Origin of the sequence: Roseomonas elaeocarpi, assembly GCF_042433915.1 — a bacterium.
GTDB classification, from domain to species: Bacteria; Pseudomonadota; Alphaproteobacteria; order Acetobacterales; family Acetobacteraceae; genus Roseomonas; species Roseomonas elaeocarpi.
On record NZ_JBHLUN010000016.1, the window covers coordinates 22245 to 43985 of the forward strand.

The 21741-nt window shown below is 72.5% G+C and carries 20 protein-coding genes; 8 read left to right on the forward strand and 12 right to left on the reverse strand.

What is annotated here, in order from left to right; genetic code table 11:
* Positions 1 to 72: 72 nt before the first annotated feature.
* Entirely contained in the window at positions 73 to 837 is a 765-nt protein-coding gene (locus ACFFGY_RS20425; protein WP_377046377.1) for an SDR family NAD(P)-dependent oxidoreductase, read from the reverse strand.
* 83 nt (positions 838 to 920) lie between these two features.
* Here ACFFGY_RS20425 and rhaM point away from each other — a divergent pair, with 83 nt between their 5' ends.
* Entirely contained in the window at positions 921 to 1235 is a 315-nt protein-coding gene (gene rhaM, locus ACFFGY_RS20430; protein WP_377046378.1) for an L-rhamnose mutarotase, read from the forward strand.
* 142 nt (positions 1236 to 1377) lie between these two features.
* Here the strand turns inward: rhaM and ACFFGY_RS20435 are convergent, their stop codons facing one another.
* From ACFFGY_RS20435 to ACFFGY_RS20445, 3 genes are all read right to left on the reverse strand, one after another.
* Positions 1378 to 2277, reverse strand: coding sequence for a GNAT family N-acetyltransferase (locus ACFFGY_RS20435; RefSeq protein ID WP_377046379.1), 900 nt, complete (start codon positions 2275 to 2277; stop codon positions 1378 to 1380).
* The gene (locus tag ACFFGY_RS20440) at positions 2277 to 2747 is read right to left on the reverse strand and encodes a Fur family transcriptional regulator (RefSeq protein WP_377046380.1); all 471 of its coding nucleotides are present in this window, start codon (positions 2745 to 2747) and stop codon (positions 2277 to 2279) included. The genes ACFFGY_RS20435 and ACFFGY_RS20440 overlap by 1 nt, the downstream gene beginning before the upstream one ends.
* A gap of 161 nt (positions 2748 to 2908) precedes the next feature.
* On the reverse strand, positions 2909 to 3349 hold the full coding sequence (locus tag ACFFGY_RS20445; RefSeq protein WP_377046381.1) for a MucR family transcriptional regulator: 441 nt from the start codon (positions 3347 to 3349) through the stop codon (positions 2909 to 2911).
* A 114-nt stretch (positions 3350 to 3463) separates the two neighbouring features.
* Between ACFFGY_RS20445 and ACFFGY_RS20450 the strand changes: the two genes are divergently transcribed.
* On the forward strand, positions 3464 to 3721 hold the full coding sequence (locus ACFFGY_RS20450; RefSeq protein ID WP_456316177.1) for a sulfurtransferase TusA family protein: 258 nt from the start codon (positions 3464 to 3466) through the stop codon (positions 3719 to 3721).
* Positions 3722 to 3865: 144 nt separating this feature from the next.
* On the opposite strand, the gene trpA is transcribed toward ACFFGY_RS20450, so the two are convergent.
* Together trpA and trpB are read right to left on the reverse strand one after the other, a co-directional pair.
* Complete coding sequence (gene trpA / locus ACFFGY_RS20455) at positions 3866 to 4696, reverse strand: tryptophan synthase subunit alpha (RefSeq protein ID WP_377046383.1); 831 nt, start codon at positions 4694 to 4696, stop codon at positions 3866 to 3868.
* A 14-nt stretch (positions 4697 to 4710) separates the two neighbouring features.
* On the reverse strand, positions 4711 to 5928 hold the full coding sequence (trpB, locus tag ACFFGY_RS20460; RefSeq protein WP_377046384.1) for a tryptophan synthase subunit beta: 1218 nt from the start codon (positions 5926 to 5928) through the stop codon (positions 4711 to 4713).
* A gap of 317 nt (positions 5929 to 6245) precedes the next feature.
* Here trpB and hflX point away from each other — a divergent pair, with 317 nt between their 5' ends.
* On the forward strand, positions 6246 to 7625 hold the full coding sequence (gene hflX, locus ACFFGY_RS20465; RefSeq protein ID WP_377046386.1) for a GTPase HflX: 1380 nt from the start codon (positions 6246 to 6248) through the stop codon (positions 7623 to 7625).
* Positions 7626 to 7821: 196 nt separating this feature from the next.
* Here the strand turns inward: hflX and ACFFGY_RS20470 are convergent, their stop codons facing one another.
* The 3 genes from ACFFGY_RS20470 to ACFFGY_RS20480 all read right to left on the reverse strand — a co-directional run bounded on the left by ACFFGY_RS20470 (position 7822) and on the right by ACFFGY_RS20480 (position 10599).
* Positions 7822 to 8718 carry an EamA family transporter gene (locus ACFFGY_RS20470; protein ID WP_377046388.1) on the reverse strand — a complete coding sequence of 299 codons (897 nt, stop codon included), beginning with the start codon at positions 8716 to 8718 and terminating at the stop codon, positions 7822 to 7824.
* A gap of 125 nt (positions 8719 to 8843) precedes the next feature.
* Positions 8844 to 9560, reverse strand: coding sequence for a TVP38/TMEM64 family protein (locus ACFFGY_RS20475; protein WP_377046390.1), 717 nt, complete (start codon positions 9558 to 9560; stop codon positions 8844 to 8846).
* A 1-nt stretch (position 9561) separates the two neighbouring features.
* Positions 9562 to 10599 carry a glycosyltransferase family 2 protein gene (locus ACFFGY_RS20480; RefSeq protein WP_377046391.1) on the reverse strand — a complete coding sequence of 346 codons (1038 nt, stop codon included), beginning with the start codon at positions 10597 to 10599 and terminating at the stop codon, positions 9562 to 9564.
* A gap of 60 nt (positions 10600 to 10659) precedes the next feature.
* On the opposite strand from ACFFGY_RS20480, the gene ACFFGY_RS20485 reads away from it, so the two are divergent.
* The 3 genes from ACFFGY_RS20485 to ACFFGY_RS20495 all read left to right on the forward strand — a co-directional run bounded on the left by ACFFGY_RS20485 (position 10660) and on the right by ACFFGY_RS20495 (position 15578).
* Positions 10660 to 11985, forward strand: coding sequence for a COX15/CtaA family protein (locus ACFFGY_RS20485; RefSeq protein ID WP_377046393.1), 1326 nt, complete (start codon positions 10660 to 10662; stop codon positions 11983 to 11985).
* A 67-nt stretch (positions 11986 to 12052) separates the two neighbouring features.
* Entirely contained in the window at positions 12053 to 13498 is a 1446-nt protein-coding gene (gene tldD / locus ACFFGY_RS20490; protein ID WP_377046394.1) for a metalloprotease TldD, read from the forward strand.
* Between the two features lie 133 nt (positions 13499 to 13631).
* Positions 13632 to 15578, forward strand: a complete 1947-nt coding sequence (locus ACFFGY_RS20495; RefSeq protein WP_377046395.1) for an alkaline phosphatase family protein — start codon at positions 13632 to 13634, stop codon at positions 15576 to 15578.
* 243 nt (positions 15579 to 15821) lie between these two features.
* On the opposite strand, the gene ACFFGY_RS20500 is transcribed toward ACFFGY_RS20495, so the two are convergent.
* Positions 15822 to 17432 (reverse strand): ABC transporter substrate-binding protein, encoded by a 1611-nt coding sequence (locus ACFFGY_RS20500; protein WP_377046396.1) that lies wholly within the window; start codon positions 17430 to 17432, stop codon positions 15822 to 15824.
* 181 nt (positions 17433 to 17613) lie between these two features.
* On the opposite strand from ACFFGY_RS20500, the gene ACFFGY_RS20505 reads away from it, so the two are divergent.
* Complete coding sequence (locus ACFFGY_RS20505) at positions 17614 to 18459, forward strand: MBL fold metallo-hydrolase (protein WP_377046397.1); 846 nt, start codon at positions 17614 to 17616, stop codon at positions 18457 to 18459.
* 167 nt (positions 18460 to 18626) lie between these two features.
* Here the strand turns inward: ACFFGY_RS20505 and ACFFGY_RS20510 are convergent, their stop codons facing one another.
* Positions 18627 to 19880, reverse strand: a complete 1254-nt coding sequence (locus tag ACFFGY_RS20510) for an alginate lyase family protein (RefSeq protein WP_377046398.1) — start codon at positions 19878 to 19880, stop codon at positions 18627 to 18629.
* Between the two features lie 575 nt (positions 19881 to 20455).
* Between ACFFGY_RS20510 and ACFFGY_RS20515 the strand changes: the two genes are divergently transcribed.
* A complete protein-coding gene (locus ACFFGY_RS20515; protein ID WP_377046399.1) occupies positions 20456 to 20953 on the forward strand; it encodes a GNAT family N-acetyltransferase in 498 nt (165 codons plus the stop codon).
* A 163-nt stretch (positions 20954 to 21116) separates the two neighbouring features.
* Here the strand turns inward: ACFFGY_RS20515 and ACFFGY_RS20520 are convergent, their stop codons facing one another.
* Entirely contained in the window at positions 21117 to 21575 is a 459-nt protein-coding gene (locus ACFFGY_RS20520; protein ID WP_377046400.1) for a GNAT family N-acetyltransferase, read from the reverse strand.
* Positions 21576 to 21741: the final 166 nt, after the last annotated feature.

A 21741-nucleotide genomic window follows, 5' to 3' on the forward strand; every position in this document is an offset into this window, starting at 1 on the left:
TTCAGGCAGGGGGCGTCCAAACACGGAGGCGCCCATGCACGGGGCGGGGCGCCGAAGCCCTGCGCCCCCGCCCTACTGCAGGTTCACGAACATCCCGCCATCCACCAGCAGCGCCGCGCCGGTGACGTAGCGCGCGAGGTCCGAGGCCAGGAACAGGATCGGCCCGGCGAGGTCCTCCGGCTCGCCCAGCCGGCCCAGCGGGATGCGCGCTTCCATCGCGGCGCGCTTGCCGTCTTCCCGGCCCAGGTCCTCCTTGTTGATGTCGGTCAGGATGGTGCCCGGCATCACCGAATTGCACCGTATCCCGTGCCGGCCGAGCGCGATGGCGGCGGACTGCATCAGCGAGTGCACCCCGGCCTTGGTGGGCGTGTAGTGGGTCTGGAACTCGCCCCCCACCAGCGCCGAGATCGAGGAGACCGCCACGATCGCGCCGCCCCCGCCCTGCCGCACCATCTGGTTCGCCGCCGCCTGCACCATGTGAAAGGCGCCGTGCAGGTTCACCCGCAGGGTGCGCTCCAGCACCTCCGTCGGCATGTCGAGAAAGGCGTGGAAGGGACAGATCCCGGCATTGTTGACGAAGACGTCGACCCGGCCGAGCGCCTCGGTGGCGGCCTCCACGAAGGCGGTGGCCGTGGCGGGCTCGGCCACGTCGCCGGGCAGGGCCAGTGCCCGGCGGCCCATCGCCTCGATCTCGCGCACCGCGCTCTCGGCGCCGGCCGGGTCGCCCAGGTAGTTCAGTGCCACGTCGGCCCCGTGCCGCGCGGCGGCGACCGCCGTGGCGCGGCCGATCCCGGCGGAGGCCCCGGTGATCAGCACCGTCTTTCCCTGGAGCAGCATAACAGCCTCCATCGTGGTGTCCCGGCGCGAAGCCGCTAGGCTTGGGCCGGATGGCCCGGGGGCGCCGGGGAGAAGGGAAAACTATGCAGAAGATCGCCTTCCGCATGAAGCTGCGGCCGGGGCACCTGGCCGAGTACCGGCGCCGGCACGACGAGATCTGGCCGGAACTGGCGGCGGCGCTCAGGGCGGCCGGCATCCGCGACTACTCGATCCACCACGATGCGGAGACCGACGCGCTCTTCGCCGTGCTGTGGCGCGAGGACGATCACGGCATGGACGCGCTGCCGGGGCTGCCGGTGATGCGGCGCTGGTGGGACAGCATGGCACCGCTGATGGAAACCAACCCCGACGGCTCGCCGGTGAGCATCCCGCTCGACACGGTGTTCCACCTCGCCTGAGGCTGGGGCGCCCGGGTGCGGGGAGGGGTTCTGCCGGGCGGGGCGTGCGGGCGGCTCCCCCGGCGCCGGCCCGGCGGCGAGGCGGGGAAGTAAGATGGTAAGATAGTAAGATAGTAAGGCGAACCGCCGGAGGAGCGGCTCCTTACTCCGAGCCCCAGCCCGCCTTGCGCTCGTAGTGGCGGAAGTACTTGTCGGTCATCAGGTCGGTTTTCACGATGACGCAGACGTCGGTGGTGTTGAACTGCTGGTCCACCACCGCGCCGTCGCCCACGAAGCCGCCGAGGCGGAGATAGCCCTTCAGCAGCGGCGGCAGGTCCGACAGGGCGGAGCGGCGAACGGCGGCCGGGTCCATCCGCCGCATCTCCTCGTAGCGGCCGGGCAGGGCGCGCGGCCGCAGCTCCGGCGGCGCCATGTGGTGCGTGGCCAGGTAGGTCAGCTGTTCCGCCAGCGCCTCGAGGTCGGTGCCGGGCAGCGAGGCGCAGCCGAACATCAGCTCCACCCGGTGCTTCTGGACATAGGCCGCGATGCCGCGCCACAGCAGCTGCAGCGTGCCGCGGGTGCGGTGGTTCTCGCCCACGCAGGAACGGCCGAGCTCCAGCACCTGTCCCGGCCGGTCGATCAGGGGCGTGATGTCGTACTCGTCGGCGGAATAGAAATGGCCGATCCGCGCCGCGGCCTCGCGCCGGATCAGGCGATAGGTTCCCACCACCGATTCCGGGCCGGAGCCGAGGTTGTAGTCCACCACCAGCAGGTGGTCGGCCACCGCGTCGAACAGGTCCACGTCGCGGCCGGGCGTCATGCCGGGCGCGGGGTGGGCGCCCATCTCCTCGTAGAAGATCTTCCAGCGCAGGCGCTGCGCCGCCTCGATCTCCCACGCGTGCTCGGCGATGCGCACGCCGAGCTCGCCGGCGCGCAGCTCCCCGAAGCCGGGGCCTTCCACGGCGGCGGCCGCCTCGCGGGCCTTGAGTCCCGGATCCTCGGCACGAAGCTCGGAAGGCTGCTCGCCCGTCCCCTGGCCGTGTCCCGCCTGGGCCACGCTCATCACTCCGGGTCCGGCTCCTGACGGCGTGCCGAGGGCTGGGCCGCGCCCTCCGGCTTGCGGCCGAACAGTTCCAGCCGCTGGCCGATCAGCGTGAAGCCGAGGCGGGCCGCGATCTCGCGCACCAGCGTTTCGTGGGCCTCGTCCTCGAACTCGATCACCCGGCCGCTGTCCACGTCGATCAGGTGGTAGTGGTGCCCGTGGTCGGTAGGCTCGTAGCGCGCCCGGCCGCCGCCGAAGTCGTGCCGCTCCAGGATGCCCTTTTCCTCGAGCAGGCGGACGGTGCGGTAAACGGTGGCGATGGAAACCTTGTTGTCGATGGCGAGCGAGCGCCGGTAGACCTCCTCCACGTCGGGATGGTCCTGCGCCTCGCTCAGCACGCGCGCGATCAGCCGGCGCTGTCCGGTCATCTTCAGCCCGCGCTCGACGCAGAGACGTTCGATGCGCGAAGGGTCAGGGCGTGCTGCGTCCATGCGTCCGTTTCTAGTCCAGTGCGCCGCGCGGCGCGAGGCGGCGCTGCGGGGCGGTGTAAGACCTTACCCGGTCCCGGCGGGCGGCGGCAAACAGCCCGTTCGGCTTCCTGCCCCGACCGCGGCGCGTCGCTGTGAGGCGCGCCACCGGGCGGCAGCGCCGCTCAGGACGCGCGGCGGCTGCGGCTGTGCGGCCGGGTGCCCAGGCCGATCCGCTTGGCCAGCGAGGAACGGTGCTCGGCATAGTTGGGCGCCACCATGGGGTAGTCGGGCGGCAGGCCCCAACGCTCGCGGTACTGCTCGGGCGTCATGTCGTAGGCGGTCTTGAGGTGACGCTTGAGCATCTTCAGCTTCTTGCCGTCCTCGAGGCACACCAGGTATTCCGGCGTGACGCTCTTCTTCACGGGCACGGCGGGCTCGGGCCGGGCGATCGCGGGCGCTTCCACCGGCTTGCCCAGGCCGAGCAGCGCGCGGTGCACCTCGGTGATCAGCGCCGGCAGCGCGTCGGGCTGCACGCTGTTGTTGCTGACGTGCGCCGCCACGATCTGTGCCGTCAGCGACAGCACGTCGCCGCGCGGTTCTTCGGGACTATCCACGTCCGTCATACGTGTCCTCGCTGATCGCGGTACCGGCCAAATAGCGCGGCAATGATCCGGGATTTCCCCGGCGGGCATGCCAGGGGATATACCTTCTCGAACCGGGAAACAACAGGAGCGGTGATGAACAGAACAACCGACGCGCAAGAACTGGTGGCGGATGCACAGATCGACATCACCCGCGACATTTGCCCCATGACCTTTGTCAGGACCCGATTGGCCCTCGACCGTCTCGCGCCGGGGCAAGTTCTATTGGTGACGCTGCGCGGCGAGGAACCCCGACGCAACGTTCCGCGCACCGCGGAGGAACAGGGCCACGCCGTGCTGCGCCAGGAAAGCGGCGAGGACGGCACCACCCGCCTCTGGCTGCGCCGGGGCTGAAACGGCCGGCGGAGGAACGGGCCGGAGGCCGCCGCCCCCCGCCGCCCGGGATGCGGCCCGGATCAAGGGGAGCGGGACCCTCGCCGGGTCGCCCTCCGCCCCGGATGTGGCCCGGAAGGCGCGCCCTCGTCCGGGCCCGCGGCCTCAGGCCATGATCCGCGCGGCCCGCACCGCGCCCGACAGCGCGCCCACGGCGTCCAGCACCGCGTCCACCGTGCGCGGCCCGGCGCGGCCGGCCTCGTCCAGCGTGGCGGCCAGCGCGTCCACCAGGGCGGTGCCCACCACCGCCGCATCGGCCAGCCGCACCGCCGCCGCCGCCTGGTCGGGCGTGCGGATGCCGAAGCCGATCGCCACCGGCAAGGCCGTCGCGGCGCGGATGCGGTCGATGTTGTGCCCCAGCTCCTCCGCGGTGGCGGAGCGCGTGCCGGTGATGCCCGCGATCGCCACGTGGTACACGAAGCCACCGGCGCCCTCGAGCGCGAAGGGAAGCCGCGCGTCGCCGGTGGTGGGCGCGATCAGCCGGATCAGGTCGAGTCCCTGCTCCGCGGCATAGGGCGCGAGCTCGTCGGCTTCCTCAGGGGGCATGTCCACCACGATCAGCCCGTCCACGCCGGCGGCGCGGGCATCGCGGCAGAAGCGCTCGGGCCCGTAGGCGATGATGGGGTTGAGATAGCCCATCAGCACCACCGGCGTGTCGCGTTCGCCTTCCCGGAACTCCCGCACCATGGCCAGCACGCCCGCCATGCTGGCGCCCGCCGCCAGGGCCCGCAGGCCCGCGCGCTGGATCGAGGGGCCGTCGGCCGCCGGGTCGGTGAAGGGCACGCCGATCTCGATCAGGTCCGCGCCCGCCGCCGGCAGCCCGCGCAGGATCGCGGCGGAGGTGTCGCGGTCCGGGTCGAAGGCCTGGAGGTAGGTCACCAGCGCGCCGCGGTGGCGCGCCTTGAGCTCGGCGAAGCGGGCGGCGATGCGGTTCACGGCTGCACCCTCTCTCACAGCTGGACACCGAGGTGATGCGCCACGGTGAAGATGTCCTTGTCGCCGCGCCCCGACAGGTTCAGCACGATCGTCTGGTCCGGCCGCATGGTGGGCGCCAGCTTCATCACGTAGGCCAGCCCGTGCGCGGACTCGAGCGCCGGGATGATGCCCTCCAGCTTCGAGCAGAGCTGGAAGGCTTCCAGCGCCTCGTCGTCGGTGGCGCCGACGTAGTTCACCCGGCCGATCTCGTGCAGCCAGGAATGCTCCGGCCCGATGCCCGGGTAATCCAGCCCGGCCGAGATGGAATGCGCCTCGGTGATCTGCCCGTCGCGGTTCTGCAGGAGGTAGGTCTTGTTGCCGTGCAGCACGCCCGGCGCACCGCCGCCGATCGCCGCCGCGTGGGCGCCGCTCTCGATGCCGCGTCCCGCCGCCTCGACGCCGTAGATCTTGACCTCGGCATCATCGAGGAAGGGATGGAACAGCCCCATGGCGGAGGAGCCGCCGCCCACCGCGCAGACCAGCGCGTCGGGCAGCCGCCCTTCGGCCGCCAGGTGCTGCTCGCGCGTTTCGTCGCCGATCACGCACTGATAATGGCGCACCATCTCCGGGTACGGGTGCGGACCCGCCACGGTCCCGATGCAGTAGTAGGTGTCGTGGACGTTGGCGACCCAGTAGCGCAGCGCCTCGTTCATCGCGTCCTTCAGCGTGGCCGCGCCCGCGGTCACCGCGTTCACCTCGGCGCCCAGCAGCTTCATGCGGAACACGTTGGGCCGCTGCCGCTCCACGTCGGTGGCGCCCATGAACACCGTGCAGGGCAGGCCGAACAGGGCACACACCGTGGCCGTCGCCACGCCGTGCTGGCCGGCCCCCGTCTCGGCGATGATGCGCGTCTTGCCCATGCGGCGCGCCAGCAGGATCTGCGCCAGCACGGCATTGATCTTGTGCGCGCCGGTGTGGTTCAGCTCCTCGCGCTTGAAGTAGACCTTGGCGCCGCCGAGGTGCTTCGTCAGCCGCTCCGCCAGCCACAGCGGCGAGGGCCGGCCCACGTAGTCCTTCAGCAGCAGCCGCCATTCCTGCTCGAAGGCCGGGTCGCGCTTGGCCTCCTCGAAGGCCTGCTGGACCTCCAGGATGTTGGGCATCAGCGTTTCGGCCACGAAGCGGCCGCCGAAATCACCGAAGCGGCCGCGGTCGTTGGGACCGGCGCGAAGGCTGTTGGGCAGGATCTCGTTCACGGCACTGTCCTTAAACGATGGCTGGCGGCGCGCGTCCCGTCTGGCATGGAGGAGGCGGCTGGAGTTCACCCGGCCCGGGCGGTCTGGACCTGGTTCTGCGCGAGATAGCGCGTGCGGCGGCGCGGTGACAGGGGCCCAGGCCGGAGGATGGCGCGGACGGGACGCTGAGGCCCGGCCCAGACATGGCGCGCGGGGGCTGCCGCGTCGGCTGTCGGAGCCTGGCTCCCGAGGTCACATCACCGGGGGCAACGGGGCGGCAGGCGGGAAAAGGCCCGGGCAGCCGGGGGCGCGGGCGCGATCCGTGCTAGACCCCCGCCATGGAGACCAAGCCCCCCATCCCGCGCGCCGTTCTGGTCGGCATCCAGCTTCCCGAGGTCGACGACGCGGCGCACGAAGCGAGCCTGGCCGAGCTGGCGCGGCTGGTGAAGACGCTGGGCTACGAGGTGGTGGGATCGGTGTCGCAGCGGCGCGAGGGCACCGGCGCGGGCGCGTTGCTGGGCAGCGGCAAGCTGGCCGAGCTGGCGGCGCTCACGGGCGGAACCGGCGTGGTCGGCACCATGGCGCCGCGGGCGCGCTCCAAGGCGCGGCAGCGCTTCGAGGGTGCCGCCGACGCGCCGTCCGATGAGGATGCGGCGGGCGATGACGACGCGGCCGCCACGGCGGAGGGGACGGGGCCACGGCCCGAATTCGTGATCGTGGACCACGAGCTTTCGCCCAGCCAGATCCGCAACCTGGAGCGTGCCACCGGCGCCGAGGTGCTCGACCGCACCGGCGTGATCGTCGAGATCTTCCACCGTCACGCCAATACCCGCGAAGCCAAGCTGCAGGTCGAGATGGCGCGGCTGAAATACGTGGCGCCGCGCCTGCGGGAGTCCTCGGGCGGCGGCGGTCGGCAGCAGGGGCCGGGCGCGGGCGAGAGCAACCTCGACCTCGACCGCCGCAAGATCCGCGACCGTCTGGCGGAGCTGCGCGAACAGCTCGAGGCGGTGCAGCGCGACAGCGACAACCGGCGCGCCGCCCGGCGCGACCAGCTGCGGGTGGCGCTGGTGGGCTACACCAACGCCGGCAAGTCCTCGCTGATGCGGGCGCTCACGGGGAGCCAGGTCCTGGTGGAGGACAAGCTGTTTGCCACGCTCGACACCACGGTGCGCGTGCTGCAGCCCGAAACCAGGCCGCGCGTGCTGGTGTCCGACACGGTGGGCTTCATCAAGCAGTTGCCGCACGACCTGGTGGCCTCGTTCCGCTCCACGCTGACGGAAGCGCTGGAAGCCTCGCTGCTGCTCTACGTGGTGGATGCCTCGGACCCGACCTGGGAAGCGCAGCTGGCGGTGAGCCGGGGCGTGCTGGGCGAGATCGGCGCCGACGCGGTGCCGTCGCGGCTGGTGCTGAACAAGATGGACCGGGTGGACGAGGCCGGCCGCGCCGCCCTGCGCGAGCGCTACCCCGACGCGATCCAGCTCTCGGCCCACCGGCCCGGGGATGTCAGCGCCCTGCGCGACACGATCATCGCCTTCTTCGAGGAATCCATGGTGGAGGACGAGCTGGTGCTGCCCTACAGCAGGCAGGGGCTGATCGGCGAGGTTTACGAGAGCGCGCGGGTGCTGTCCGAGGACTACAACGAGACCGGCCGGGTGCTGCGGGTGCGCGGGCTGCCCGGCGCCCTGGCGCGGCTGCGGCGCAGCCTCGCCGCGGGCTGAGCCGCCCCGCCGGCGGTGGCGCAACCTCGATAAGGGCATGGGCAGCGTGCGGCGCCGACGCTGCTGCCGACTGTCGATGCCGTGACGCGAAGGCCCCCTCGCGTCCACCTGGCCTCGGTCCCGCCCCGGCCTTCCAAGGGGAGGGGGCGAGGCCAGCCGGGAAACGTCCTGTCCGGCGTGGCGCCCGGTTCCGGCGTCAGGCGTGCCGGGCCTGCCGCGCCCGCCAGCGCGGCCAAAGGAGGCTCACCACCAGCCCGCCGATCACCAGCCCCGCCGCGCCGAGCTTCCAGGCGGGCAGCGACTCGCCCAGCAGCAGCGCAGCGCTGCCCATCCCCACCACCGGGATCAGCAGCGCCATGGGGCTGACGGTGGCGGAAGGGTAGCGGCGCAGCAGCCAGCCCCAGGCGGCGTAGCCGAACAGCGTGTTGCCGAAGCTCTGGTAGGCCACGGTTCCCCAGGCGGCGGCGCCCGCGGTGGCGAGGCTGTCGCGCATCGCGGGCCAGCCCTCCAGCACGAAGCTCAGCACGTAGAGCGGCGGCGCCGAGAACAGGCTGGCCCAGACCACGTAGCCCAGGATGTCGTTGGCGCCCGAGCGCATCACCGCGATGTTGCCGCAGGCCCAGCTCAGCGCCGCCAGCAGCGTGATCGCGAGGCCGAGCACCGTGGTCTCGCCGCCGGTGTTGGCCGCGATCACCGCGATGCCGGCGGCCCCCAGCAGCAGCGCCGCGAACTGGTAGGGCCGCACGCGCTCGCCGGTCAGCAGCATCGCCAGCCCGATCGTGAAGAAGACCTGCACCTGCATCACCAGCGAGGCGAGGCCCGGCGAGATCAGCCCGCGCATCGCGAAGTAGAGCAGCCCGAACTGCCCGGTGCCGATCAGCAGCCCGTAGGCCACCATGTTGCCCCAGCGGACATGCGGGCGGCGCAGGAAGAAGGCGGCCGGCAGCAGGGCGAAGGTGAAGCGCAGCGCCGCGAACAGGAAGGGCGGGAACTGGTCCAGCCCGTGCCGGGCCACCACGAAGTTGATCCCCCAGACCGCCACCACCGCCAGCGCGAGAAGGGCGTGGCGGAGGGGCAGGGTCGCGGTGCTCATGCGCGGGACCCTGCCACGACGGCCCGGACGCGCCCAGCCGGGCGGGCAGGGTCAGCGTGCGGGTCTCCCATCCCCGTGGCGGAGGGCGGGGCACAGGTCGGGCACGGCCGCCCCTCGGCGCGCCGTCAGCCCCCCAGGGCGCGGCCGGCGCGGTGGCGGCGCAGCAGCCACCAGCCCAGCCCCGCCGAAACGGCGAACAGCGCCACGCCCAGGATCAGCTGCGCCGTGCGGTCCACCGCCACGCCCTCGCCCAGCAGGGCGAAAACGGCGGTCTGCGGGACGTAGCCCACCGCCGAGGCCAGGATGAAGGGCGCCGCCCGCACGCCCGACAGGCCGGCCAGCAGGTTCAGCGCCAGGTTGTTGCCGACGGGGAGCAGGCGCAGCGCCAGGGTGGTGCCGAAGGGCGCGCCCACCAGCACGTCGTGCACCGGCTTGAGCCGCCGCCCGAAGCGGCCGTTCAGCCGCCGCGCCGCCCATTCCCGCCCCACCAGCCGCGCCCAAAGGAAGTCCACCGCGCAGCCCAGCACCTGCGCCACGAGGCTCAGCACCCCACCGGCCAGCACCCCGAAGGCGCTGCCGCCCAGGAAGGCCACGGCCTGCCGCGGCGCCCCGGCGGCGGCGGCACCGGCGCCCACCAGGACGAACAGCGCCTCGCCCCACCAGCCGTCGTCGCGCAGCCGGGCACTGGCGAAGCTGAGGCCGTGGTCCTCGCCCACCTCGCGGATCACCCAGCCGGCCAGCGCCAGGCCGAGTGCCAGCAGCAGCAGCCGCCCGATCGCGTTCCAGGGGCCACGCGCGCGGTCGGGCTGCGGCAACCCGGTGTCGGCAGGGGGTGGCGTCATCTCAGCGCGGGGTTCCGCCGAGCCCGTTGGCCGGGGCAGGGGCAGCGGGCAGGCCGTCGCGCCGGGCCGCATCGCCCACCGCTTCACTCACCTGACCGCCGGGGCGCGCCGCGTCGGCGAGGCCGCTGCCCCGGGCCACATCGTCCCCCTGTTCCACGGGCCGCGCCAGGGTGCCGGGGGCTTCGGGCAGCAGCTCCGGCCGCTTCCAGCGGCGCTGCAGCCACATCACGCCGAGCAGATCCACCAGCCCCACCGCCAGCCGGTCCAGCGTGCCGTAGTTCGACACGCCGCGGGTGCGCGGGCGGTGGTTCACCGGCTCGCTCACCACCCGCCCGCCCTGGCGGATCACCAGGGCCGGCAGGAAGCGGTGCATGTGGTCGAAGGGCGGCAGGGCGAGGAACAGGGCGCGCGGAAACACCTTCAGCCCGCAGCCGGTATCGGGCGTGGCGTCGCCCAGCAGCCGGGCGCGCACCCGGTTGGCGATCCGGCTGCTCAGCCGCTTGACGGTGGTGTCGCGCCGCGTGGTGCGCCAGCCCGCCACCAGGATCGCGCCGGGGCCGCTGGCGGCGCCCTCCACCGCGGTCGCAGCCCCCGCGACCCGTTCCAGCGCGCCCGCCGCGCCGGTGCCACCGGCCTGGGCTCCGTTGATCCCGGACCCATCGAGCCCGGCGCCGCTGATCGCGGCCCCGTTAATTTCGGCCTGGGCCCGACGCCACAGCTTCGGGATGTCGGCCGGGTCGTTCTGCCCGTCGCCGTCCAGCGTGGCGATCCAGGGGGCGCGAGCGGCGCGGACCCCGGTCACCACGCCGGCCGACTGCCCGCAGGAGCGCCGGTGGCGCAGCGGCCGCACGCTCAGGCCGGCGGCGCGCATGCGCTCCAGCTCGGCCGCCGTGTCGTCGGTGGAGCCGTCGTCGATGCACAGGATCTCGTGCGCGACGCCGTCCAGCGCGAGCGCGATCTCGCGCAGCAGCGGCTCGACATTGGGGCCTTCGTTGCGCATCGGCACGACGACGGAGATGGCGGGATGAGCCAGGGACATGGGGGGCGCGGGTTACCAGGGGGTCGCGGCGCGGTCCAGCGCGCCTATATGATCCCCCTCATGCCAGACGGAACTTCCGCGAAACAGGGCCCCTCTTCCGCAGGGGCGCGCCAGGGGCCGGGCGGCGCCGCGCCGCCCCAGGGCAGCGCAACGGCCACGGGGGCGCCCGGCGCCTCCGGCACCCAAGGGGCCGGCAGCGGCCGCCCGGGCCATCCGGCGGTGGTGCTCGCCCCGCCCGGCGCCCCCGTGCCGCCCCGTGCCGCCTCAGATCAGGCAACACGCGACCGCCGGGCCGTGGCGCTGTGGCTGATCGCGGTGGCCGCGATGGTGTGGATCATGGTGGCGCTCGGCGGGGCCACGCGCCTCGGCGGCTCGGGCCTGTCGATCATGGAATGGGCACCGCTGAGCGGCGCGATCCCGCCGGTGAGCGACGCGGAATGGCAGCGCCTCTTCGACCTGTACCGCACCATTCCCCAGTACGCGCTGGTGAACCAGGGCTTCGGGATCGAGGGCTTCAAGAGCATCTTCTGGCTGGAATGGACGCACCGCCTTTGGGGCCGGCTGATCGGGCTGGTCTTCGCCGGCGGGCTGGTGTGGTTCTGGGCGCGCGGGCGGGTGCCGGCGGGGCTCAAGCCGCGGCTGGTGCTGCTGCTGATCCTCGGCGGGCTGCAGGGCGCGGTGGGCTGGTTCATGGTGGCCTCGGGCTTCGAGGCCGACAGCACCGCGGTGTCGCCCTGGCGGCTGGTGATCCACCTGGCGCTGGCGCTGCTGCTGTATTCCGTCCTGGTCTGGACCGCGATGACGCTGCGCCATCCGGAGCGTGAGGCCACGCCGGGTGCCCGCCCGCTCCGCGCCCTGGCGCATCCGGTGGCGGGGCTGGTGGTGCTGACCATGCTGGCCGGCGGCTTCGTGGCCGGGATCAAGGCCGGACTCGACTACAACACCTTTCCGCTGATGGACGGGCACCTGGTGCCGGAAGGCTACTTCTTCCTCGAGCCCGCCTGGCGGAACCTGTTCGAGAACGTGGCCTCGGTGCAGTTCAACCACCGCCTGCTCGCCACCGTGACGCTGTTGCTGGTGTTGGTGACGGCGGGGCTTGGCCTCGCGCGGCTGCCGGCCGGGCGGGCGCGGCGCTGGTGCGCGCTGCTGGGGCTGGCGGCGCTGGCGCAGTACGGGCTGGGCGTGTCGACGCTGATCCACGGGGTGCCCTTCGCGCTCGGCACGCTGCACCAGTCGGTGGCCGTGGCGGTGCTGACCGCGGCGCTGGGCACGATGCACGCGCTGCGCCGCCCGCGCGGCGCGGCGGCAACCGTTCCCGCCGTCGCAGCGGCTTCGCCGGCGGCGCCCGGCGCACCGCCGGCCCGTGCCGCGGCGGTGGGCCGGTGATGCCGCGCCCGTTTCCGACCCTACCGTTCCCGACCCTCCCGTTTCCAACCCTCTGGGAGATCCCGGCATGAGCGCCGCCACCGACGCCCTGGCCATCACGGACCGGCTGTTCTTCCGCGACCTCGACCCCGCCCGCGCCGCGCGCATCACCGCCGAGGCGCTGGCCGGCGCCGAGGATGGCGAGCTGTTCCTGGAATACCGCGAAAGCGAGAGCCTCTCGCTCGACGACGGCCGCATCCGCGCCGCCGGCTTCGACACCGCGCGCGGCTTCGGCCTGCGCGCCGTGCGGGGCGAGGGCGCGGCCTACGCCCATGCCAGCGAGTTCGGCGAGGCGGCGCTGCGCCGCGCGGCGGACGCGGTGCGCGCCCTGCCGGGCCGCCAGGCCGACGTGGCCGCGGCACCGCCGCGCGCCACCAACGCGCGGCTCTACGACGCGGCCAACCCGCTCTCGGGCATGGAGTTCGCGGCCAAGGCTGCGGTGCTGATGGCGATCGATGCCCATGCCCGTGCCCTCGACCCCCGGGTGCGGCAGGTGAGCGCCACGATCTCGGGCGAATGGCAGGCGGTGCGCATCCTGCGCCCCGATGGGCGGAGCGGCGGCGTGGCCGACCTGCGGCCGCTGGTGCGCCTGAACGTGTCGGTGGTGCTGGAAGCGGACGGGCGGCGCGAAACCGGCTCCTTCGGCACCGGCGGCCGCTTCGGCTACGAGCGCGTGCTGAACGAGGCATCCTGGCAGGCCGCCGTGGCCGAGGCGCTGCGCCAGGCGCGCGTGAACCTCGACAGCCGCCCGGCCCCGGCCGGCGAGATGGAGGTGGTGCTGGCGCCGGGCTGGCCCGGCATCCTGCTCCACGAGGCGATCGGGCACGGGCTGGAAGGCGACTTCAACCGCAAGGGCGCCTCGGCCTTCGCGGGGCTGATGGGGCAGCGGATCGCGGCGCCCGGCGTGACGGTGGTGGATGACGGCACCATCCCCGACCGCCGCGGCTCGCTCACCGTCGACGACGAGGGCACGCCGACGTCGCGCACCGTGATGATCGAGGACGGCATCCTGGTGGGCTTCATCCAGGACCGGCAGAACGCCCGGCTGATGGGCGTCCAACCCACCGGCAACGGCCGGCGCGAAAGCTTCGCCCATATCCCGATGCCGCGCATGACCAACACGGTGATGACCGGCGGCGAGGCCCCGCCCGACGACATCGTCCGCTCCGTCAAGCGCGGCCTCTACGCGGTGAACTTCGGCGGCGGGCAGGTGGACATCACCTCGGGCAAGTTCGTGTTCTCGGCCAGCGAGGCCTACCTGATCGAGGACGGGCGGATCACCGCGCCGGTGAAGGGCGCGACCCTGATCGGCAGCGGCGCCGACGCGCTGACCAAGGTCTCGATGGTCGGCAACGACTTCGCGATGGATCCGGGCATCGGCACCTGCGGCAAGGACGGCCAGGGCGTGCCGGTGGGCGTGGGCCAGCCGACGATCCGCCTCAGCGGGCTGACGGTGGGCGGCACGGCGGTCTGACGGGGCCGGCTCCGCCCCCAGCCGGGGCCTCCCGGCGGTCCGGGACGGGCGCGCGGTGTTCCGGCCTGCTCCTTGCCGCGCGGCTCAGCCGTCGTGGCCGCCGTCACGGGTCCTTCGCGAAACCATCACCGTAGTGTCACATACGGCGCGTATCGGCGGGGTGTTCCTGAGCGAGGTCCCGATGCGAAGCCTGATCGCCGCCCTGATTGCCAGCACCGCGCTGGTCGCGCCCGCTCTGATGCAGCCCGTCCTGGCACAGCAGCCTGCCGCTCCCGCCGCGCAACGCGCCCGCCCCGCGGCGCAGCACCGCCACAACGTCGTGCTGTTCGTCGCCGACGGCCTCAGGCCCGGCATGGTGAACGAGCGGACCGCGCCCACCCTGTACGCGCTGATGCAGCGCGGTGTGCGCTTCACCAACACGCACTCGCTGTTTCCCACCTTCACCACGGCCAATGCGTCGGGCATGGCCACCGGTCACCTGCTGGGCGACACCGGCGATTTCAGCAACACCATCTACAGCGGCTTCCCCGTGCCGGGCGCCGGCAACAGCCTGACGCCCTTCCTGGAAAGCGACCCCGTGCTGGCCGACGTGGACGAGCACTTCAGCGGGAACTACCTGAACGAGGACACCATCCTGAAGGCGGCGCGCGACGCCGGCTTGTCCACGGCCACGATCGGCAAGGTCGGCCCGGCGCTGATCTTCGACAGCACCGAGCGTACGGGCCAGCACACCATCGTCGCCGACGACATGACCGGGCGCAGCGGCGGCGTGCCGTTGTCCGATGAGGTGCAGAAGGCACTGGCCGCCGCGAACCTGCCCACCCAGGCCCCCACGCGCGGCGACAACGCCCAGGCCGGCACGGGCACCCAGCCGGGCACCACGGTCGCCAACATCGAGCAGCAGAACTGGTTCGCGGACGTCGCGACCAAGGCGGTGCTGCCGCTGTTCAAGGCGCGGAACAAGCCCTTCGCCCTGGTGTTCTGGTCGCGCGACCCGGACGGCTCGCAGCACAACCAGGGTGACAGTCTCGGGCGCCTGGTGCCCGGCATCAACGGCCCGACCTCGCTGGCCGCCATCCGCAACGCCGACGACGACCTGCGCCGGCTGCTGGACGGTTTGCGCGCGCAGGGGCTGGAGGGCGACACCGACGTGATCATCACCTCCGACCACGGCTTCTCCACCATCTCCAAGGACAGCGCCACGAGCTGGGCGGCCGGGCAGCGCTACGACGGCGTGAACACCGGGCAGCTGCCGATGGGCTTCGCCGCCATCGACCTCGCGCACGCGCTCGGCATGCCGCTGTTCGACCCGGACGCCAGGAACGCCCGGCTGGAGGACGGACATTTCCCGTCACGCGGCAACGGGCTGATCGGCGCCGATCCCGCGCATCCGGACGTCGTGGTGGCGTCCAACGGCGGGTCGGACCTGGTCTACCTGCCGAACGGCGACAAGGCGCTGGCGGCGAAGGTGGTCGCGGCGCTGGCGGCGCAGGACTACACCAGCGGCCTGTTCGTGGACAGCAAGCTGGGCCGCTTCGCCGGCACGCTGCCGCTGTCGGCGATCGCGCTGGAAGGCTCGGCCGTGACGCCGATGCCGGCGATCGCGGTGAACTTCCGGAGCTTCAGCACGGGCTGCGCCGATGTCACCACCTGTGGCGTGGAAGTGGCCGACAGCGGCCTGCAGCAGGGCCAGGGCATGCACGGCAGCTTCAGCCGCGCCGACACGCGCAACATCATGGGCGCCGTTGGCCCCGATTTCCGCCAGCACTTCGCCGATCCGGCGCCGGCCAGCAACGCCGACCTCGGCAGGACCATCGCCCGCCTGCTGGACCTGCGCATCCCCGACAAGGGGCACCTGGTCGGCCGCGTGCTGACGGAAGCGACGCCCAACGGCGCCATGCCGGCCTGGCGCAGCGGCGAGAACCGGTCCGAGCCGGACGAGGCCGGGCGGCGCACCGTGGTGCGCTTCCAGTCCGTGGGCGAGGTCCGCTACTTCGATGCCGCCGGCTATCCGGGCCGCACCCTGGGCCTGCCGGCCGAGGACGCGCCGCCGGTGGAGCAGCACGCCAGCCGGCATTGAACCCGGTCAACATCGAACCCGGTCAACATCGAACCCGGTGCCGGCATCCCGGCCGCTTCCGGCGCCGTGATGCCGGCAGCGGCCGAAACGAGGCGGTCGAGGCCTTGCCGGCGGGGAAGGCGGGCGTTGCCGCCGCGCGTCCGGGCGGGGGAGCCGAAAACCTGCCTTCCGCCCGGAGCAGCCGCGCCCGCATCCCGCGCGCGGCACGGCAGCGGTCCTTGTCCCGCCGCCGTGCCCGACGCCTCAGCTCTTCGCTACGCCCTCGTAGGAGTTGCTGTCCGGCAGCGTGCCGAGGCGCACGCCGGTGACACCCTTGCGGCAGGCGGCGGTGGCGGTGGTCTGCAACAGGATCACGAAGGGCGACTGCTCCATGTGGTCGCGCTGGAGCCTGTCGTAGAGCGCGAGGCGCTTGGCGCCGTCGGTTTCCCGCAGCGCTTCCGCCACGCGCGCGGTGAAGCCGTCATCCTTCCAGGAGTTGCGCCAGGCCAGCGTGCGGTTGCGCGCGTCGGGGCCGTTGTCGGTGTTGACGCAGAAGGCCTCGGCGTTCGAGTTGGGGTCGAAGTAGTCGGCGCCCCAGGAGGTCAGCGCCATCTCGTGCTGGCGCGCCCGGGTCTTGGTCAGCACCTGCCGGTTCTCCCCGGGCAGCAGGCGCAGGCGGATGCCGATCTCGGCCAGGTTGGATTGCAGCGCCTGGGCCATGTCGGGGTTCGGCTGGGCGGAGTAGTGGTCCATCACGATCTCGAACCCGTCCGGCACGCCGGCCTCGGCCAGCAGCGCCTTGGCCTTCGCCACGTCCTTGTGGAAGGGCGTGTCGTTCACCGCCGCCGGGAAGCCGTCGGGCAGGAAGCTCTGGTGCACCGCGTGGGTCAGCGGCACGAGGTTCTGCTGCAGCGCCTGGTAGTCGATCGCCCACTTGATGGCCTGCCGAACCTGCGGCTTGGCCAGCTGCGGGTGCGCGGTGTTGAGCTGGATCAGCACCAGCGAGGCCTGCGCCTTGCGCACCAGCGTGAAGTCGCCGTCGCTCTGCAGGGTGCGGAGCTGCTCGGTGGTCAGGTTGCGGGCGATGTCGGCATCGCCCTGGCGCAGCAGCAGCAGCTGGGCGGAAGGATCGGTGATGTGGCGCAGGATGATGCGGCGGATCGGGCCGCGCTTGGCCTGCGCGGCGCTGGCCTCCAGCGTGGCGCTGTCGCTGGGCCGCCAGGCGCGCAGCACCCAGGCGCCGGAGCCGGCGGAGTTGGTCTTCAGCCAGCCATTGCCGAGGTCGTCACCACCCTTGTCGTCGCGCTGCGCGTGGGACAGCACGAGCTTCTTTTCCACCACCGAGCCGACATTGGCCGACAGGCAGTAGAGCGCGAAGGCCGGCGAGGTCGTGCCGTCCAGCGCGATCTCCAGCGTGTGCTCGTCGGTGGCGCGAATGCGCTCCTCGACATTGGCGGCGGTGAAGCCGAACTGGTTGATGATGAAGGCCGGCGCCTTGTTGAGCTTCACCGCGCGCTGGAGCGAGAAGGCCGCGTCCTCCGCCGTGACCTTGGCGCCGGACGCGAAGACGGCGTCGCCCTTGAGCTTGAAGGTCAGGCGCTTGCCGTCGGCCGAAGCGGTCCAGGAGTCCGCCAGGTCGCCCTGCAGCTCCTCCGGCTTGTCGGGGCGCGGGCGCAGCAGCTTCTGGTACAGGTTGGTCTCGATCTCGGCCGCCACGGCCTCGAAGCTCTCGTGCGGATCGAGGCTGGTGACGTTGTCCAGCTGCTGCGCCACCACCAGGATGGTCTTCGGCGTGTCGGCGAAGGCGGAGGTCAGGGCGTCGTAGCGGAGGACGGAGGCGGCGGAGGCCGCGGCCAGGAAGGCGCGCCGGTTCATGGGAAGCACTTTCTTCGTGTGTGGCGGTTTCACGGGGAACGCCCGCTCCTAGCACTTCTGGGCGGGGAATTGGCAGGGTGGCCCGGGATCGCGGCCGCATGGTCCGGGGGTGTCCGGCGGGGATCGGGACGCTTCCGTGCCGGGGCATGAAACACCGGCCGGGTGTCGGTGTTCACCCCTCATGCGAATCCACACCCTGATCTGCGGCTGCATGCGGCCCTTCGGCGGCGCCCTCTGGGACGGCGTCACCCCAGGCCTGGGTGCCGCCAGGCTGACCTGCCGCTGCCTGCTGATCGAGAGCGAGGCCGGCCTCGTGCTGGTGGATACCGGCTTCGGCATGGGCGACGTGTTCGACGCCGCCAACCGCCTCGACCCCGTCTTCCGCAACGCCGACCGCGTGGTGGTGAAGCCCGGCGACACCGCGCACGGGCAGATCGGCGCGCTGGGCCTCGACCCGAAGGACGTGCGTCACATCGTGATGACGCATCTCGACTTCGACCATGCCGGCGGGCTGTCGGACTTCCCCTGGGCCACGGTGCACGTGCTGGCGCCCGAGGCGCACGCGGCGCGGCGGCGGGACGGCGCCATCGCCCGGGCGCGCTACCGGCCCGAGCAGTTGCACACGGTGATGCGGGAATACGACCGCACCTCCGGCGCGCGCTGGTACGGGATGCCGGCGGTGCGCGACCTCCAGGGTCTGCCGGAGGGCATCGTGATGGTGCCGCTGCCTGGCCATACCGCGGGACACTGCGGCGTGGCGGTGCGCACCACCCAGGGCTGGCTGCTGCACGCGGGCGACGCGATCTTCAACCTGCGGGAGTTGCGCGAGAAGCCGCGCTGCCCGCCGCTCGCCCAGGGCTACGAAGTGCTGATGCAGGTGAGCTCGCGCGCCCGCAACCAGAGCCAGGCGGCGCTGCGGGCCCTGATGCGCCACCACGCCGACGAGGTGCAGGTGATCTGCACCCACGACCCGGTGGCCGACCCGATGCCGCTGCCCGCCGTCCGGGGAACGCTGGCCGACGCCTGAGGGGCTGCTGCGCCCGCCGCCTCGTGGAACGCGGCGTCCGCTGATGTCGGGCGGCGGCCGAGGACCGGCGGTGACCGGCAGGCTTCCGCCGGATGCCCGCGTCCGGCAGGCTAGCCCCCGCTGCCCGCTTGCTGGTCAGCCGGGTGACGCGGAACCCGCGCCCGGCCTCAGCGCAGCGGCCAAAGCAGCGCCTCGACCTGGCCGGGATAGCGGCGCAGCAGGGTTTCGGCCGCGCCCCGGATCGCCGCGTCCTCCGGCCAGGCGCGCGCCGCGGCCATCATGTTGCCCACGGCGAGGTCCATGCCGTCGCCCTCCTGCAATTCGCGATAGGGCCAGCGCGCTTCCCCGCCCACGAAGCCCGCCAGGAACCTGAAGCCGCGATGGAGGCCGTGCTCGTCCAGCGTGAAGTGCCACAGGTCGGTGTGGTCGAGGTCGTTGGCGAGGCCCGCATCCACCAGCTCGGCGTAGCGGCCGAGGCGGGTGTAGGCCTGAAGGTTGAACTGGCTGTAGTGCCAGGGCCGGGTGCGCTCCAGCTCCGCCACCTGGCGGCCCTCGCGGTCGAACTGCCCGGCGACGCGGCGCAGTGCGGTGATGCGCAACTGCTGCTTCGCCACGTCCTCCTGCCCGGTGAACAGCGCGAAGCCCACCACCTGCGCGTCGAACCAGCTGCCGTGGTTGTTGTGCCAGTTGCTTTCCTCGAAGCCCTCGGGGCTGCTGAGCAGCCAGCGGGTCATGGCGCGGTACCAGTCGCGCACCGCCTCGTACTCGGCGGGCGTGAGGGCGTCCGCGGGGCGGATCAGCTCCACCGCGTCCATCACGTCGAGGAACCAGCGGCCGTCGATGATGCCGATGCCGCGCCCCTCCACGATGCCCGGGATCGCCTGCGCATGGGCGAGGTTGGGGTTCATGCGGGTGTCGGGGTCGACGAACCAGGTGCGGATCATCTCCGCCGCCTTGCGCGCGAAGCGCGCCTCGCCGGTCAGCGCATAGGCCAGGCCCAGGCTGCCCACGTCCTCGCCGAAGCTGGCCAGGCGCGCGCTGTCGGTGGCCTCCGTCTTGCTGGCCGGGTTGGTCTGCCCGTCGCGGCGGATATAGGGCAGCCCGCCGGGCCTGGCGGGGTCGGGCCACCAGTAGGGGCCGAAGCTGTAGTAGTCGTGCCGGTCGCCCGAGGCGGGCAGCAGCGTCTTGGCGGTCACGGTCGGCGCTGGATGGGTGAGCGCGGCTTCGGCCCGGCGCAGCAGCGCGTCGCGCGAAGGGGTGTAGAGCGGATCCCCCGCCGCGAGCCGGCTTCGTGCCAGGGCCAGGGCGTCAGGGTCGTAGCTGAGGAAGCGCGCGGGCTCGGCCCGGCTCTGGGCCGGCAGGGCGGCGCAGAGGCAGGCGAGCAGGCCGGCCAGCAGGCCGGCCAGCAGGATGAGCCGCATGGTGATCCCTCCCGTGCCGGCGTTTCCCGCTGCGCGTGGTTGGGTCCCGCGCAGGACCGGCGTCGCGACATTGATCGCCCTCGAGGCTGGAACGGCAAGGGGGCGGGACGTCTCGCCCGAACCTTGCCGGTTGCCCGCACCCCGTGCGGGTACGGTCGGCCGTGCCAGCGCCGGCCCCTGGGAAGCAGCGCGCCGTTCCGCGCCACCAAAGCGTGTTACAGGCCTGATCGGGGAATTGCGGAAGGAGGAAAACGCGGCCCGGCTTCGCCATCCGCCCTCAACCCAAAGCAGCTCCAGAGGGGTGGAAGGATAGCAACAAGCCTCGTTGACGGGTGTTCGGGCGGACCACTAACGTCCGCCCCATGGGTGGCCTTCCCCTCCGCACCGCGAACCGACGCCGTCGCTGCTTCCGAGCGGCGGCTTTTGCGACTGCGTGCAGAATGGCCCCTCCCCGGTGAGGTCCGCTCCCTAGCGATCCCTCTCCCCGAGGCGGTATCAGCCCGCATCTCCGAACCCCCGCAGCCCCAGGCTCCGGGGGTTTTTCTTTGTCTTCATCTCGGCAGCAGGACACCACCATGAGCATGACGACCGCGAAGTTGCGGGATTACGTTCCGCAGGACGCCGCCGCCCTCGGCAACGTCGCGCTTGCGGCCTTCGAGCAGTTCAAGGACACCTACTCGGACTGGCCCGCCATGGCTGCCGGCTTGACCCGGATGGGCACCCTTGCCGAGGCCGGCGAGATCGTCGTCGCCGAGGATGACGGTCGGCTCGTCGGCGGTGTCGCCTACATCGGCCCCCACAAGCCGAAGGCGGGGTTCTTCGATCCGGCTTGGCCGATCATCCGGATGCTCGTCGTGACGCCGCTGGCGCGTGGGCAGGGCCTCGGCCGGCGACTGACGGAGGCGTGCATCCAACGTGCCGAACGGGACGGCTCGCCCATTATCGCCCTGCACACGACGCCCATCATGGACGTGGCGCTGCCGATGTATCTGCGGATGGGCTTCGTCAGGCTCAGGGCCGCCCCCGACATCCACGGCGTGCCCTACGGCCTCTATACCAAGGCTCTTGGGTGATGCTGCCGGTCGGCGTGCAAGACGCGCAGCGCCCTGACGCCGATAGGGTTTTCCTACGCACCAGCATCCTTCCACGAACACGCAAGGCAGGAGAGTCTGCTTGTCACCCCGAGCGGCGGTCGACCTTCCGCGACCGTAACCGCCAGGCGGTCCGCAACACGCTCTAGGCCGGCGCGTCCCAGGCCGTGGACTGGGCGAGGGTGCGCGTCATCCAGCGGTCATCCGCCTCGCTGCGCCGGAAGCCGAAGCGGGTGTAGAGCTCCTGCGCATCCGCGGTGGTCAGCGTCCAGTGCGTCACGGTGCCGAGTTCGGGGTGCCGCAGGATGGTGTCCACCAGCGCCACCCCAAGGCCCAGCCCGCGCGAGGCGGGCCGGATGAACACGTCGGCCAGGTGGGCGCGAAAGGTGTAGTCGGTCAGCACGCGGGCGAAGCCGGCGGGGGCGCCGTTGGGCGCGTAGAGGCCGAGGCACAGGCAGTGCGCCCAGCTGCGCTCCGTCAGGTCGCGGGAGCGCCCCCTGGCCCAGTAGGCATCGGCGAGCGAAGCATGCACGAACTCCATGTCCAGCCGGGCGCGGTCGTCGCTGATCTCGTGCCCGTCGGGCAGCGTCACGGTGTGGGGCATCGATCCTTGGGTCCTCGGAAGCGGTGGTTCTGGGAAGGAGCGCGCGCCGCCGGGCGCGCCGGTGGCGCGCCCCAAGGGGTATCACCAGGGGGTGTCACCAGGGTGGTGTCACGGGGGCGCAGCGCGTCGCTGGACGGCGGGACCGCCCGGCGGCGAAAGCCTGTCG